The sequence below is a fragment of the Adlercreutzia sp. ZJ242 genome (assembly GCF_011038995.1).
Lineage (GTDB): Bacteria > Actinomycetota > Coriobacteriia > Coriobacteriales > Eggerthellaceae > CAAEEV01.
Genome location: NZ_JAAKEE010000020.1, coordinates 30,044 through 45,075, shown reverse-complemented (window position 1 = coordinate 45,075; position 15,032 = coordinate 30,044). Strand labels below are relative to the sequence as shown.

The window sequence follows — 15,032 nt, the reverse complement described above, 5'->3', positions numbered from 1 at the left end:
ACGGGCACGGGCGCAGGTCGCGCGGCGGGCGCGCGCGGGCGCGACGCGCAAGCCGGCGCCGGCGCCGTCACCGCGTTCGTGGGCGACGGCATCAACGACGCCCCGGCGCTCGCGGCGGCCGACATCGGCGTGGCCATGGCGTCAGGCACCGACGTGGCGCTCGACGCGGGCCAGGTGGTGCTCATGCGCAACAACCTGGGCGACCTCGTGACGGCGCTGCGCCTCTCGGCGGCCACCATGCGCAAGATCAAGCAGAACCTGTTCTGGGCGCTCGTCTACAACTGCGTCATGATCCCGCTCGCGGCGGTGGGCATCCTGGCCCCGGCGCTCGCCGGCGCCGCCATGGCGTTCTCGAGCGTGAGCGTCGTCAGCAACTCGCTGCTCCTCAAGCGCTTCAAGTAGAGCTCTCCTGCGGGGGAGGGGCGCGCTCGCACGTTCGCCGCCCCTCCCCGGCAGCATGCGACACGTTCTCCTCTCCAAACCGTCGAGAAACACGCGATCTGATACCGATCCTCGTGCCTGAGGCAGGTTGTCGCACGAAACGGCAATATCCCATCAGGGGTTTTGCCCTGCGGCAGCCTAAAGACCGCGCCCGGGACGCTCTTCGCGGTATCAGATCGCGTGTTTCTCGCATGTTGGCATGCGCTGACGTGTCGCGCGACCTTCCCCGGCCGCGCCCCGCGCGCCCCTCTCCGGCTGCCCGCGCGGGGCGAAACGCGCCAGTGCTATACTTTCGCCTAATGGGCGCACCCCGCCAGGGGCCGCGCCGCTCGCTTTGGTCCGCTGACGAAAGGTCTGACATGAACACCGCCGCTGTTGTGCTTGCCGCTGGCGCGGGCACGCGTATGAAGTCGAAGAAGCCCAAGGTCGCGCACGAGATCCTGGGGAAGCCGCTCGTCCGATGGGTGGTTGACGCCGCGAAGGACGCGGGCGCCGAGCGCATCGTGAGCGTGGTGGGCCACGCGCGCGAGCAAGTGACCCCGCTCGTGGAGGCCGACACCGAGGTGGTGGTGCAGGCCGAGCAGCGCGGCACGGCCGACGCGGTGGCGGCGTGCGAGGGCGCGCTCGCGGGCTTTGAGGGCTCGCTCGTGGTGCTCTCGGGCGACTGCCCGCTCATCACGCCCGACACCATCTCCGCGCTCGTGCGCATGCGCGACGAGAACGACGCCGCCGTGGTGGTGCTCACCATGCAGCTCGACGACCCCTTCGGCTACGGCCGCATCATCCGCGACGAGGCTGGCGAGGTGGCGCGCATCGTGGAGCAGAAGGACGCCACGCCCGAGGAGGCCGCCGTCACCGAGTGCAACTCGGGCTTCTACTGCTTCGACGCCCGCGCGCTCTTCGGCGCGCTCAAGCAGGTGAGCAGCGACAACGCGCAAGGCGAGTTCTACCTCACCGACGTCTTGGGCATCTGCCGCGCCGAGGGCCGTCGCGTGCTGGCGCTGCCGGCGGCCGACGCCGCCGAGTGCCTGGGCGTGAACTCGCGCATGCAGCTGGCCGAGGCCGCGGGCATCATGCAGCGGCGCGTCAACGCGCGGCACCTGGCGAACGGCGTGACCATGTGGGACCCCGCGCAGGTGTGGATCGGCCCCGACGTGGAGATCGAGCGCGACGTGGAGCTTCTGCCCCAGGTCATCCTCATGGGGAAGACCTCCGTCGGCGAGGACAGCGTGATAGGCCCGAACACGCGCCTGACTGACACGCGCATCGGGCGCGGCTGCGTGGTCGACGAGACGGTGGCCGTGGAGGCGCAGGTCGACGACGGCGCCACCTGCGGCCCGCGCGCCTACCTGCGCCCGAAGGCGCACCTGTGCGAGGGCGCGAAGGCCGGCACGCACGTGGAGATCAAGAAGTCCACGGTGGGCAAGGGCTCGAAGGTGCCGCACCTGAGCTACGTGGGCGACGCCACCATCGGCGAGGGCGTGAACCTCGGCGCGGGCACCATCACCTGCAACTACGACGGCGCGAACAAGTGGCCCACGCACATCGGCGACGGCGCGTTCGTGGGGTCCTCCACCATGCTCGTGGCGCCCGTCTCGCTCGGCGAGGGCTGCATCATCGGGGCCGGCTCGGTGATCACGAAGGACGTCTCGGCGGGGGCCCTCGGCCTCGGCCGCGCGCGCCAGACGGAGATCGCCGGCTGGGCTGACGAGAACCGCAAGGTCAAGGAGTAGCAGACGCCATGGGCGGCGGCCGCGGCGACGAGCGGACGCTGCCGCGTCGGCGGGCTCGCCAGGCCGCTGCCAGGCCGCTGCCGCGTCGGCGGACCCGCTGGCATGTTGCGCCGGCGGGCCCGCTGGCAGGCCGCAGGTCGCGGCCGCAAGTATTCGGCGTTTTCAGGCGCCGGATCGCCGTGCGAGATACTACAATGGTAAGTCGCATGCGCCGGGGCGGCGCGTGCTGTTTCAGCCCATGCGAACGAAGGAGAGAGCCTTCATGATGGAAACGAAAAGGCCCATGGCCGTGTTCACGGGCACGTCGAACCCCGAGCTTGCCGACAGCATCGCGAGGGAGCTGGGCGTGTCGCTGGGCAACGTCAAGCTCGAGAAGTTTGCCAACGGCGAGATCTACGCGCGCTACCAGGAGAGCGTGCGCGGCAAGGAAGTGTTCCTCATCCAGTCGGTGTGCGCCGGCGAAGGCTACGACGTGAACGACGCGCTCATGGAGCTGCTCATCATGGCCGACGCCGCCAAGCGCGCGAGCGCCCACAACGTGTCGGCCGTCATCGCGCACTACGGCTACGCGCGCCAGGACCGCAAGGCCGCCCCGCGCGAGCCCATCACGGCGAAGCTCGTGGCCGATCTGCTCACGGCCGCCGGCGTTGACAACGTGATCACCATCGACCTGCACCAGGACGCCATCCAGGGCTTCTTCGACATCCCGGTGAATCACATGACGGCCATGACCATCTTCGTGGACTACTACAAGTCCATGGGGCTCGACACCGACGAGCTGTGCGTGGTGTCGCCTGACGTGGGGCGCGCGAAGGCCGCCAAGAAGTTCTCCACCATGCTCGACTGCGACATCGCCATCATGCACAAGGACCGCCCGAAGCACAACCAGGCCGAGATCACGGCGCTGATCGGCGACGTCACCGACAAGATCTGCGTTCTGAACGACGACATGATCGACACGGCGGGCTCGCTCGTGGCCGCGGCGGCCACGCTCAAGGCCAAGGGTGCCGCAAAGGTGTACGCCTGCGCCACGCACGGCCTGTTCAGCGGCCCGGCGTACGAGCGCATCGAGAACTCCTGCATCGAGGAGGTCGTGGTCACCAACGCCGTGCCCGTGCCGCTCGAGCGCCAGACCGGCAAGATCAAGGTGCTCTCGGTGGGCCCGCTGTTCGCCCAGACCATCAGCAACGTCTACGACAACGGCTCGGTCTCCAGCCTGTTCGAGTAGGCGTGCGCGCGGGGCCCCGCCGCGCGTGAGGGATGATTTGCTCGTCAACCTCGGCTTCCGCCCGGTTTCCCGAAACCGGCGGGAGCCGCGTTGCATCAGGGGCGCCAAGGGCTGCGGGGCGCCCGAGGCGTCTGGATGGAGGCGCGCCAGGCGGAGGGACCGCGCTGCGCCCGGCGCGCGAAGCTGAAAGGAATGCACGTGTATCTAATCGTTGGCCTGGGGAATCCCGGCGAGGAGTACGCGCACACGCGCCACAACGCGGGGTTCGACGCGGTGGACGCCATCGCCGAGGAGATCGGCGTGCGCTACTGGAAGACCGAGTGCGGCTCGCTCACGGGCAAGGGCGCCTACCGCGACATCGACGTGGTGCTCGCGAAGCCCCAGAGCTTCATGAACACCTCGGGCGGGCCGGTGAAGCAGCTGATGAACGCCTACGGGGTCGGCGCCGACCACCTCGTGGTCATCCACGACGAGCTCGACATCGACCCGGGCACCATCCGCGTGAAGTTCGGCGGCGGGCACGCCGGGCACAACGGCCTGCGCTCCATCTGCGACAAGACGGGCACGCGCGACTGGTACCGCGTGCGCGTGGGCATCGGGCGCCCGCCGGGGCGCATGAACGTGGCCGACTACGTGCTCTCGCTTCCGAAGAAGGAGGCCAAGGACGACTTCGAGTACGCCGTGGGCCGCGCCGCCCAGGCCGCGCTCTTCCTGATCCAGCACGGCCTGGAGAAGGCGCAGCAGGAATTCAACTAGTTCCGCCCGTCCTGACGGAGCGGGCGGAACTGCCCGACGCTGCGAAGCTTTGAGGCACCTCGCCTTGCCGCTCCAAGCGCTCGTCGCGTACGAAGTACGCTTCCTCGCGCTTTCACGGCAATTCGAGGCACCTCAAAGCTTCTCGCTGACGTTACGAACGACAAGTGAGCTTTTGGTTTGAAGGGAGAGATGACGTGATCAAGCTCAGCGAGAGAGGCAACACGTACGCGCTGTTCGCCATCGTGGTTCTGGGATGCGCGCTCGGGTCGCTCACCCAGACGGTCATGAACGCCATGCTCGGCGGCGTGGGCGCCGACTTCGGCATCGACGCGAGCGTGGGCCAGTGGCTCACCACCGTCTACATGTTGGGAATCGGCATCACCGTTCCCGCCGTCACCTTCATGGCGCAGAAGATGTGCTCGAAGGACCTGATAGCGCTTGCCCTCGGGCTGTTCGCGGCGGGCGCTGTGGTCGACTTCGTGGCCGACAGCTTCCTCGTGCTGATCCTCGGCCGCGTGCTGCAGGCGGTGGCCACGGGCATCACGCTGCCACTCGTGCAGTCCATCGCCATGATGCGCTTCCCGGCGGGGCAGAACGGCACGGCCATGGGCATCGCCGGCATCGCCATGGGGTTCGCGCCGAACATCGGCCCGCTCATCGGCGGCGCGCTCGTGGACTCCTGGGGCTGGCGCAGCTTCTTCGTCATCCTCGCGGTGCTGCTCGTGGCGCTCCTGGCGGCCAACGCGCTCCTGGTCGCGCGCGAGGAGGCGCCCTCGAGCAAGGCCACGCTCGAGGGCGTGTCGCTTCTGCTCTCGACGCTCGGCTTCGGCGGCCTTCTGCTGGCGTTCTCGAACGCGGCGAACATGCCGGTGGCGAATCCCGCGGTGTGGGCGCCGGCCGTCCTCGGCGCGGTGTGCCTCGTGCTGTTCGTGCGGCGCCAGAAGCTCGTGGAGCGCCCGCTCATCAGCATGCGCATCTTCGAGTCGGCTCGCTACCGCGCGAGCTTCGTGGCGCAGTGCTGCCTGTTCGCGTCGTTCATGGGCATCACGCTCATCGTGCCGCTCCTCGTGCAGGGGCCCATGGGCCTCACGGCGCTCGAGGCCGGCATCGTGTTCATCCCCGCCACCATCTTCGCCATCATCGTGAACCCGCTCGCGGGCATCCTGACCGACAAGCTCGGCGCCCGCCCGGTGGTCATCGTGGCGGGGATCCTCTTGACGGCGGGCGCGGCGTCCATGGCGCTCGTCGGCGTTGACACGCCGCTGTGGCTGCTCACGCTCATGCAGACCGTGCGCGGCCTGGGCGTGAGCGCGCTCATCGGGCCTCTGAACTCGTGGGGCATGGCGGGCCTGCCGCGGGAGATCACCATGGACGCGAGCGCGTTCGTGGCCTGCGTGCGCCAGGCGTGCGCGTCTTTGGGCACGGCCGTCATGGTGCTCGTGATCGCTGCGGTGTCCCTCACCGCGCCGGGTGCCCTGGGATACCAGCTGGCGTTCGCGCTCTCGGCGGCGCTCTCCGTCTGCGTTCTGGCGTGCGCCGTGTGGAAGGTGCGGTAGCGCATGGCGTTTCTGCTGGGATGTGAGAAGGTCGGCGTCGAGTTCCCGACCAAGACCGTGTTCGAGGGCGTGTCGCTCGGCGTGGAGGCGGGCGATCGCATCGGCATCGTGGGGCGCAACGGCGACGGCAAGTCGACGCTGCTGCGGCTTCTGGCAGGCGAGGTGGAGGTGGACGCGGGGCGCGTGATCCGCACGCGCGGCGTGAGCGTGGGCGTGCTGGGACAGGCCGACGAGCTCGACGACGCGTCGACGGTGGAGCACGCGGTCGTGGGCAGCCGCCCCGCGTACGAGTGGGCCGGCGACGTGCGCGTGCGCGACGTCTTGTCCGGGCTGCTCGATGACGTCGACTGGCGCGCGCGCATCGGCGAGCTCTCGGGCGGGCAGCGCCGCCGCGTGGACTTGGCGCGCCTGCTCGTGGGCGAGTGGGACGTGCTCATGCTCGACGAGCCCACGAACCACCTGGACGTGCGCGCCATCACGTGGCTCGCGCGGCACCTGAAGGCGCGCTGGCGGCCCGGCTGCGGCGCGCTTCTGGTGGTCACGCACGACCGCTGGTTCCTCGACGAGGTGTGCCTGCGCATGTGGGAGGTGCACGACCGCGTGATCGAGCCGTTCGAGGGCGGCTTCTCAGCCTACATCATGCAGCGCGTCGAGCGCGACCGCCTGGCCGACCTCGCCGAGCAGAAGCGCAGAAACCAGCTGCGCCGCGAGCTCGCGTGGCTCTCACGCGGCGCGCGGGCGCGCGCCACCAAGCCGAAGTTCCACGTGGCGGCGGCGCGCGAGCTCATCGCCGACGTGCCCGAGCTGCGCAACCCCCTCGAGCTCAAGCGCATGGCCATGGCGCGTCTCGGCAAGCAGGTGGTCGACCTGGAGCGCGTGAGCGTGCAGTTCGGCGACCGCGTGGTGCTCGACGACGTGTCGTGGATCATCGGCCCGGGCGACCGCATCGGCATCGTGGGCGGCAACGGCATCGGCAAGACCACGCTCCTGCGCGTGGTCCAGGGGGCGCTCGCCCCCACGCGCGGGCGCGTGAAGATCGGCGCCACGGTGCGCTTCGCCGTGCTCTCGCAGCACCTGAGCGAGCTCACGCGGTTCGGCGACGACCGCGTGCGCCAGGTGATCGGCCGCTATACGCGCCGCACCATGCTCGACGGGCGCGAGATGACGCCCGGGCAGCTGCTCGAGCGCCTGGGCTTCTCCGCCGCTGACCAGAACGAGCCGGTGTGCGACTTGTCGGGCGGGCAGAAGCGCCGGCTCGCGCTCATGCTCATCCTGCTCGACGAGCCCAACGTGCTCATCCTCGACGAGCCGGGCAACGACCTCGACACCGACATGCTGGCTGCCGTGGAGGACCTGCTCGACGGCTGGCCGGGCACGCTGCTTCTGGTCACGCACGACCGCTACCTCATGGAGCGCGTGACCGACGACCAGTTCGCCATCTTGGACGGCAAGGTGCGCCACCTGCCCGGCGGCGTGGACGAGTACCTGAGGCTGGTGGGGGAGGAGGACAAGGCGCCGCATGCGGGGGCTGGCGCTGGCGTGAGCTCTGGGGGGCGCGGGGCCTCCGCCTCCGGGCGAGCTCAGGGCAGGGACTCTGACTCTCCAAGGAGCGTCGCCTCCGGGCGTGCTCACCAAGCGAGTTCCGCACGAGCCGGAAGCGCCGGTGGCGCTTCCGTGCGAGCAGGACTGTCCGAGCGACTGAGCTCGCCCGGAGGCGACGCGGACGCCCCTAGGCTCTCGGGGGGCGAGCAGCGGCGGCTGCGCAAGCTCATGGCCTCCAACGAGAAGAAGGCCGACACGCTGCGCGGCAAGATCGAGGCCAAGCGCGCCGAGATGACGACGGCCGACCCGTCCGACTACCTGGCGCTCACGGCCATCCAGGAGGAGATCGCCGCCTTCGAGTCCCAGATCGAGGAGCTTGAGCTCGAGTGGCTCGAAGCCGCGGAGGCGTTGGGGGAGTGAGGGCTCCGCTTGCGTGCGCGGGACGAGCGGAGCGGGCCGGCGCCGCAAAGCGCTGACGTGCGCACGGCGGATGCTCTTGCGCTTGCCTTCGCGCACGAAGCACGCTCAGCCGCACGACATGTCCATCGCACGCACGTCAGCGCTTTTCGCCGGCTTTTTTGCCGAAGGGAGGGTTATCGCATGGTTGAGGGAGCGTCGTTTCGCACCGTAGAGGGCCGCGCGACGGCGGAGATCGTGGAGAAGAAGAGCCACTTCATCGGGCAGATCGCCCACGTGGAGACGGAGGAGGAGGCGCTCGCCTTCCTGACCGAGATCCGCGCGCAGCACCGCATGGCGCGCCACAACGTGTACGCCTACGTGCTGCGCGGGCAGGGCGCGGAAGGGGGCGCGACGGGGCGCGTGCGCTACTCCGACGACGGCGAGCCGGCCAAGACCGCCGGCATGCCCACGCTCGAGGCCATTCAGCATGCGGGGCTCGCTGACGTGGCCGTGGTGGTCACGCGCTACTTCGGCGGCATCCTCTTGGGCACGGGCGGGCTCGTGCGCGCGTACACGGCCGCCACGCAGGCTGCCATCGAGGCGGCGCGGGTGGTGGTCGTCTCGCAGTGCGTCGAGGTGGTGGCCGAGGTGCCCTACGCGCTCTACGAGCAGACGGTGCGCCTCGCCGAGGCGAGCGGCGCGCGCGTGATGGGCGCCGACTTCGGCGCCGAGGTGCTCGTGACCCTGCGTCTGCTCGACGGCACCCAGGACCCCCTGGTGGCGGCCCTCACCGAGCTCACCCGCGGTCAAAGCGAGCTTCTGGTAAGCGCCCCCTTCGAAGCCGCCTTTTAGGCGCGGGGCCTGTCCAAAGAGGTCATCTTGCCGGGCTTCCAATCGCCCGTCTCGTAGGGCTCGCTCCTGCGCGCGATGGCCTCTTCGCTGATGCCGAACATCGCTTCCAGCTGCTTATCGTCCATGCTTGCCTCCCATCGGTTCGCATTCGCGAAATACTCGGGGAATAGTGAAGCACCTTACCTTATAGAGCGATAGCGAAAAGAAGAAAACTTCAACGCTTAAAGTGCGGGGATGGTGCTGTCGAGCGCGGGGTTGACGTCGGGCGGAACTGTGAACGTGTCGTCTTCGAGCGCTCCATATACGTCCCAGCAGCCTGCAGGCCATCCGCCGCTCTCATGGTGGTCGCGCACGAGGTCGGACACGTATTCTGAGAGCGACAGGTCTGCTAGCGCGGAGCTCTTGCGCAAGCTCGCCATGGTGGGCTCGTTAAGGTAGAGGGAGATCTTCGACATCGCGCCTCCTGTCCGATTCGAGCAAGCGAGTATGGCAAGTAAGTATACTTCCAGAAAGAGAAAAAAGATAGGGCGCGCATGGCGCCCTATCTGGGGAGGCAGGGTTTATGCCGCCTGCCGTTCAGGCTCTCGCCGTCCTAGCGCTTGTTGAAGGGCTTGAGGGTGGCGGGGAGGCCGTCCTCGTAGACGAGCTTGGGCTCGCCGGCGATCAGCGGGCGGAAGTAGGCGAGCGCCTCGTCGCTGATGCCCTGGTAGTCGGGCAGGATCCACTCCTGCGGGAAGTGGCGCACGTAGTTGGCGAACTCGCTTGCGGGCGCGGCGAAGAAGCGCGCGTCGTACGCGCCGCTCGCGATCTGCTCGGGCGTGCGCGGCGCCACGCCGACCACCTGGCCGGTGAACGTGGCGTCGGCGGCGCGCATGTGCGCGCTCATGCCCAGCTCGTAGGCTTCGGTGACGTCGACGAGCGACTGCGCGAAGTTCGACGAGCGCGCCGCGCGCGAGAGGTCCTGCACCACGCCGCGGGGCGCGATGCCCGCGTCCACGATCATCTGCTTGATGGTGAGCGCCGCTCCGCCCAGGACCGCGTGCGCGAATCCGTCATGGGCCGTGTCGCCGGCTGAGACGTACGTGCCGTCGGCGTAGTGCGCGCCCTCGGACACCACGATGTAGCACTCGCCCGTCTCGTCCATCTTCCGCTGCACCTGCGCGAGGAAGGCGTCGCGGTCGAAGTCGACCTCGGGCAGCACGAGCAGGTCAACGTCTCCCGTGGCGCAGCAGCTCGCGGCGAGCCAGCCCGCGTCGCGGCCCATGGTCTCGAGCACGAACACCTCGGGGCGCGTGTAGGCGTCGTAGTCGAGGCGCGTGGCGTGCGTCACCTGGCAGGCGAGCTTGGCGGCCGACGGGAAGCCGGGGCAGTGGTCGACGGGCACGAGGTCGTTGTCGACCGTCTTGGGGATGCCGACGAAGCGCTCGGGGCGGCCGTTGGCGGCGGCCCACTCCGACAGCGCGTCGACGGTGTCCATGGAGTCGTTGCCGCCGATGTAGAACATCACGTCGACGTCGTGGGCGCTCATCACCTCCACGAGGCGCTGGTAGTCGGCGTCGTTCCCGCGCTTGAGCTTGTAGCGGCAGGTGCCGAGCGCTGACGACGGCGTCTGCTTCAGGATCTCGATCTCGCGGCCGGAGAGCTCGGTGAGGTCGTACAGCTTGCCCTCGAGCACGCCCTCGATGCCGTGGATGCCGCCGAGCACGCGGTCGAAGACGGGGTTGAGCTGGTTGGCGCGGATGACGCCGGCCAGGCTCGCGTTGATGACGGCGGTGGGGCCGCCCGATTGAGCGACGAGACAGTTGCGCATGGTGGTGCCTCCTCGGGTAGGGTTTCGGTAACGAGTCCATGATACCCGATATGGCGGAGGGGCGACGGCGGGGGAGCGCCGCGCGCGGCGCGCCGGCCGCCCGCTTCGCCGCTCGCTGTGCCGCGCATCGGCTTCGCATCGATCTGCGCGCCGACTGTGCGCCGGCCCTGCGTCAGTCGCCCGCTGCGCGGCTCTGCGTCACCCCTGCTCGAAGCTCTCGCCGAACAGCGCGCCGATCACGTCCTCGAACATCTGCGCGGGCGTCCAGGGCTCGGCGCTCGCGGGCATGCCGAGCGAGATGTCGTAGGTCGCGGCATCCGACAGCCGCACGCGCACGAGGTCGCCGGTGAGGCTCGACGTGGCGTCGAGCATGTTGGCCGGGCAGAACACCCCGCCGATCCCCGCCACGCTGAGCGCGAGCAGCGTCATGAGGTTCTCGGACTCCACGAGCCCGCTGGGCTTGATGCCCGCGCTCTGCAGCTCGCTGCGCGCCACGCGCCCCGATATGTCGTCGATGGTCTCGAGCAGAAACGGGCAGCTCGAGAGCCGCGCAAGCCCCTCCGACTCGAGCAGCGGCACGGCCTCGTCGCACGCAAGCCCGGTGTGCTTCTCCAGAAGGCGCGGGTGGACGGCGAGCACCACCTCCTCGCGGTACAGCGGGCGCGTGGTCACGCCGGGGTGCGTGCTGTCGAAGTGCGCCACCACCACGTCGGCCTCGTTGCGCTCGGCGAGCCGCACGAGCTCCTCGTTGGTGCCCTCGATCAGCTTCACGCTCACGCCGGGCAGGCTGCGGTGGAACTGGTCGATCACGTAGGGCATGAGCACGCGCCCGCGCATGTTCGAGATGCCCACCTTGAGCTTGCCCGAGCCGCCGATGGTGGCCTCGCCCACGTGGCGCAGCATGATCGAGCGCGCGAGGTCCTGCTCCTGGGCGTAGGCGAGGAAGGTCTCGCCCGCGCGCGTGAGGGCGAGCGGCGTGCTGCGCACCACCAGCTTGCAGCCCAGCTCGCGCTCGAGCGCGGCCACGCGCGAGCTCAGCGTCTGCTGCGAGATCTGCAGCTCGTCGGAAGCACGCGTGAACGACCCGGCCTCCACCAGCCCGACGAACCAATCCCAAGACTCAAGCACCGCTGACCTCCCCAGCTCATCTCGGCGACCCTCGCGCGTGCGCGTCTGCGCTCTCGACGCGGGTTTGCACGCGCCCACGCACGCTTGCGCTCTCGACGCGGGCTCCCGCGCTCGCACGCCCGCGCACCCTTGCGCAACGCTTACAAAGGTAAGCCAAAACACCTCAGTTTTACCGTGAAAACTTGTGATCTCACCGAAATTTTTTGTTAAATGTCGCCGCAAGTGTATATTCGCCGCCTTTTTTCGCATAAAATGTCCACAGACTCTTTACACGAGTTTTCTGTTACCAAACGGGGAAGGGAAGAAGACATGAAGAAGAAGTTTCTCGCGCTCTTCGCCGTCGCGCTCACCGGCGTGATGGCCATGGGCCTCGTCGGCTGCGGCGGTGGCGGCGATACGGCCAAGTCCGACGGAGGCAGCGCGCCCGCCGCCGAGACGGCCAACCTGCGCTTCGTGACCGGCGGCGAGTCGGGCACCTACTACGCGTACGGCAACGTGCTCGCCCAGTACGCCACCAACGGCGACTACGGCGTGGCCGTGACGGCGCTTGCCGGCAACGGCAGCCAGGCCAACGTGCAGGCGCTCCAGGATGACGACGCCGACATCGCGTTCTGCCAGTCCGACGTGCTCGCCTATGCCTACGAGGGCACCAACCTGTTCGAGGGCGCCGGCTACGAGGACTTCTCCATCGTGGCTGACCTCTACCAGGAGCAGGTGCAGATCGTGACCTGCGATCCCAACATCAAGACCGTGGCCGACCTCAAGGGCAAGACGGTCTCCGTGGGCGCTGCTGGCTCGGGCGTGTACTTCAACGCGCTTGACGTGCTGGCCGCCTACGACCTCACGCTCGACGACATCAGCCCGGTGTACCAGTCCTTCGGCGACTCCGCTGACTCCCTGAAGGACAACAAGATCGACGCTGCCTTCATCGTCGCCGGCGCCCCCACCACGGCCATCACCGACCTGTCCACCACCAAGACCGCCTACCTGGTCTCCATGGATGACGAGCATGTCGCCAAGCTGCTCGAGGCCTCCCCGTACTACGCCAAGGCCGTCATCTCCGCTGACACCTACGGCCTCGAGTCCGACGTGACCACCGTGTCGGTGGGCGCCGTGGTCATCGCCAACAACAGCGTGTCCGAGGACGCCATCTACGGCCTGACGAAGTCCATCTTCGAGGGCGCCGAGAAGAACGTCGACGCGCATGCGAAGTACAAGGAGCTCGCGATCGAGGACGCAGCCGCCATCACCACCGTGCCGTATCACCCGGGTGCTGCCAAGTACTACGCTGAGCAGAACATCACGGTCGAGTCCAAGTAAGGCTCTGACGGCGTGATCCGCGCGGCGTGACCGCATGCGCCGCGATCTGAAGCTGGCCGAAGCGAGCTTCGCCCTGAAGGGCTGTGGCGGACGAGACGTTCGTCGCAGCCCTTCTCATGGTTTTCAGAAGGCAAGGAGGGTAGGCATGGCTCTTTTCAAGAGGAAGAAGGACGCCGAGGAGGCCGATGCCATGGTGGCGGCAAGCCCCGCCGGCGACATCGACGCCGAGGAGGTCATGCGCAAATACGACAAGGAGTCGAACACGCGCATCTGGGAGGGCATCCCGAAGATCGTGGTCACGGCCGTCATGGTGCTGTTCTCGGTGTACTGCCTGGCCATGACGCTGCTGTCAACCGAGCAGGCCGAGGCGCGCCTGGCGCGCTTCTTGGCGTTCGTCATCGTGATCGGGTACATGATGTACCCGGCGCGCAAGACCAACCACAAGGTGAACCACATCCCGTGGTACGACGTCGTCCTCATGCTGGCGGGCTTCGGCGCGTTCATGTACTACGCCATCAACTGCACCGAGATCCTGCTCATGGGCGCGCGCATCGAGCCTCTGCACGTGGCGCTCGGCATCGTGGGCATCCTGGTCTTGGTGGAGCTGTGCCGCCGCTGCGTGGGCCTGCCCATCATCATCGTGGTGGGGTGCCTGGTCGTCTACGCGTTCTACTGGCAGTTCACGTCGTCCTCGTCGGCTGACCTGTACGCCTCGGTGCGCAAGATCGTGCAGAAGCTGTTCTACACCACCTCGGGCGTCATCGGCACGCCCATCAACGTGTGCTACACCTACATCGTGCTGTTCGTGATCTTCGGCGCGTTTCTGGAGCGCACGGGCATCTCGAACTTCTTCATCTCGCTGGCCAACCGCATCGCGGGCTGGTCGAGCGGCGGCGCGGCGAAGGTGGCCGTCATCGCGTCGGCCCTGTGCGGCATGGTGTCGGGCTCGTCGGTGGGCAACACCGTGACCACCGGCTCGGTGACCATCCCCATGATGAAGAAGGTGGGCTACAAGCCCGAGTTCGCCGGCGCCGTCGAGGCCGCGTCGTCCTCGGGCGGCCAGATCATGCCCCCGATCATGGGCGCGGCCGCCTTCCTCATGGCCGAGTACATGGGCATCCCCTACCTCGAGGTGGCCACGAAGGCCATCATCCCGGCGCTTCTGTACTTCGCGGGCATCTTCATCGCCGTGCACCTCGAGGCGAAGAAGCTCGGCCTCAAGGGCGTGCCGAAGAGCGAGCTCCCCACCTTCGGCTATCTGGCGAAGAACTGCTACCTGGTGCTGCCGCTCGTGCTCCTGGTGTGGCTCGTGGCCTCGGGCACGCGCACCATGGCCGCCTCGGCCGCCATCTCCATCCTGGGCGCCTTCCTCGTGGGCTTCGTGAACTTTCTGCTCACCAACTGGCGTGAGCGCGAAGAGGGCGCCACGTTCGGCGCCGTGCTTGCCGAGACGGTGAAGATCGCGCTGTTCACCTGCGCCGACGCCTTCGCCGCGGGCGCGAAGAACACCATCGCGGTGGCGGTTGCCTGCGCCATGGCCGGCATGATCGCCGGCTGCATCACGGTGACGGGCCTGGCCTCCACCATCATCAACGTGATCGTGCTCATGGCGGGCGACTTCATCATCATCGGCCTCGTGTTCACCATGGTGTGCTGCCTCATCCTGGGCATGGGCGTGCCCACCACGGCCAACTACTGCATCATGGCCTCCACCTGCGCTCCCATCCTCATGCAGCTCGGCATCGACCCGGTGTGCGCCCACTTCTTCGTGTTCTACTTCGGCATCGCAGCCGACATCACGCCGCCGGTGGCCCTGGCCGCCTACGCCGCGAGCGCCATCGCCAAGTCGCGCCCGATGGCCACGGCCGTCAACGCCACCAAGCTCGGCATCGCCAAGTTCGTGGTGCCCTACATCTTCGCGTTCAGCCCCGTACTTCTGCTCGTGGGCGACAACGTGACCCCGGTCACGGTGGTGCTGAACACCGCGACGGCGCTCGTGGGCGTGTTCGGCCTGCAGTGCGCGCTCACCAACACGCTGTTCCACCGCCACCTCAACCCGCTGTTCCGCGTGGTGCTCGCCGTGGGCGGCCTGTGCATGATGATTCCGGGTACGTTCACCGACGTCGTCGGCCTTGCTGTTATCGTGGGCATGTGCCTGGTCCAGTGGATGCTGGCGCGCAGGGACAAGGCGAAGGACGTTGAGGTTTCAGCTGATGACGAGCCGACCGAGGCCGCCGCGTAGGGCGCTTCGGGCCAAGCCGTCGAGT

General features: G+C 68.2%; 13 protein-coding genes. 9 read left to right on the top strand and 4 right to left on the bottom strand.

The window, feature by feature from the left end:
• From G7Y49_RS06610 to G7Y49_RS06580, 7 genes are all read left to right on the top strand, one after another.
• Positions 1 to 402: HAD-IC family P-type ATPase (locus tag G7Y49_RS06610; protein ID WP_165172246.1), on the top strand; the 402-nt coding region annotated here is incomplete at its 5' end.
• 398 nt (positions 403 to 800) lie between these two features.
• Positions 801 to 2,174, top strand: coding sequence for a bifunctional UDP-N-acetylglucosamine diphosphorylase/glucosamine-1-phosphate N-acetyltransferase GlmU (gene glmU / locus G7Y49_RS06605; protein WP_165172244.1), 1,374 nt, complete (start codon positions 801 to 803; stop codon positions 2,172 to 2,174).
• 262 nt (positions 2,175 to 2,436) lie between these two features.
• Positions 2,437 to 3,402, top strand: a complete 966-nt coding sequence (locus G7Y49_RS06600; protein WP_165172242.1) for a ribose-phosphate pyrophosphokinase — start codon at positions 2,437 to 2,439, stop codon at positions 3,400 to 3,402.
• A 198-nt stretch (positions 3,403 to 3,600) separates the two neighbouring features.
• Positions 3,601 to 4,158, top strand: a complete 558-nt coding sequence (gene pth / locus G7Y49_RS06595; RefSeq protein ID WP_165172240.1) for an aminoacyl-tRNA hydrolase — start codon at positions 3,601 to 3,603, stop codon at positions 4,156 to 4,158.
• Positions 4,159 to 4,352: 194 nt separating this feature from the next.
• Positions 4,353 to 5,714: a DHA2 family efflux MFS transporter permease subunit gene (locus tag G7Y49_RS06590; protein WP_165172238.1), complete on the top strand. Its 1,362-nt coding sequence runs from the start codon at positions 4,353 to 4,355 to the stop codon at positions 5,712 to 5,714.
• A gap of 3 nt (positions 5,715 to 5,717) precedes the next feature.
• Positions 5,718 to 7,676, top strand: a complete 1,959-nt coding sequence (locus G7Y49_RS06585; RefSeq protein WP_165172236.1) for an ABC-F family ATP-binding cassette domain-containing protein — start codon at positions 5,718 to 5,720, stop codon at positions 7,674 to 7,676.
• A 180-nt stretch (positions 7,677 to 7,856) separates the two neighbouring features.
• The gene (locus G7Y49_RS06580) at positions 7,857 to 8,507 is read left to right on the top strand and encodes a YigZ family protein (RefSeq protein ID WP_165172234.1); all 651 of its coding nucleotides are present in this window, start codon (positions 7,857 to 7,859) and stop codon (positions 8,505 to 8,507) included.
• Here G7Y49_RS06580 and G7Y49_RS12350 read toward each other — a convergent pair.
• The 4 genes from G7Y49_RS12350 to G7Y49_RS06565 form a co-directional block, all read right to left on the bottom strand.
• A complete protein-coding gene (locus tag G7Y49_RS12350; RefSeq protein ID WP_255465924.1) occupies positions 8,504 to 8,632 on the bottom strand; it encodes a hypothetical protein in 129 nt (42 codons plus the stop codon). The two genes, G7Y49_RS06580 and G7Y49_RS12350, sit on opposite strands and share 4 nt — an antisense overlap.
• Positions 8,633 to 8,728: 96 nt before the next feature.
• Positions 8,729 to 8,962, bottom strand: coding sequence for an antitoxin (locus G7Y49_RS06575; protein WP_165172232.1), 234 nt, complete (start codon positions 8,960 to 8,962; stop codon positions 8,729 to 8,731).
• A gap of 137 nt (positions 8,963 to 9,099) precedes the next feature.
• On the bottom strand, positions 9,100 to 10,317 hold the full coding sequence (locus G7Y49_RS06570) for a diphosphate--fructose-6-phosphate 1-phosphotransferase (protein WP_165172230.1): 1,218 nt from the start codon (positions 10,315 to 10,317) through the stop codon (positions 9,100 to 9,102).
• A gap of 198 nt (positions 10,318 to 10,515) precedes the next feature.
• Positions 10,516 to 11,445, bottom strand: coding sequence for a LysR family transcriptional regulator (locus tag G7Y49_RS06565; protein WP_165172228.1), 930 nt, complete (start codon positions 11,443 to 11,445; stop codon positions 10,516 to 10,518).
• 309 nt (positions 11,446 to 11,754) lie between these two features.
• Here G7Y49_RS06565 and G7Y49_RS06560 point away from each other — a divergent pair, with 309 nt between their 5' ends.
• Both G7Y49_RS06560 and G7Y49_RS06555 read left to right on the top strand, forming a co-directional pair.
• On the top strand, positions 11,755 to 12,765 hold the full coding sequence (locus G7Y49_RS06560; RefSeq protein ID WP_165172226.1) for a TAXI family TRAP transporter solute-binding subunit: 1,011 nt from the start codon (positions 11,755 to 11,757) through the stop codon (positions 12,763 to 12,765).
• Positions 12,766 to 12,910: 145 nt separating this feature from the next.
• Positions 12,911 to 15,007 (top strand): TRAP transporter fused permease subunit, encoded by a 2,097-nt coding sequence (locus G7Y49_RS06555; protein WP_206214584.1) that lies wholly within the window; start codon positions 12,911 to 12,913, stop codon positions 15,005 to 15,007.
• The last annotated feature ends 25 nt before the right edge of the window (positions 15,008 to 15,032 follow it).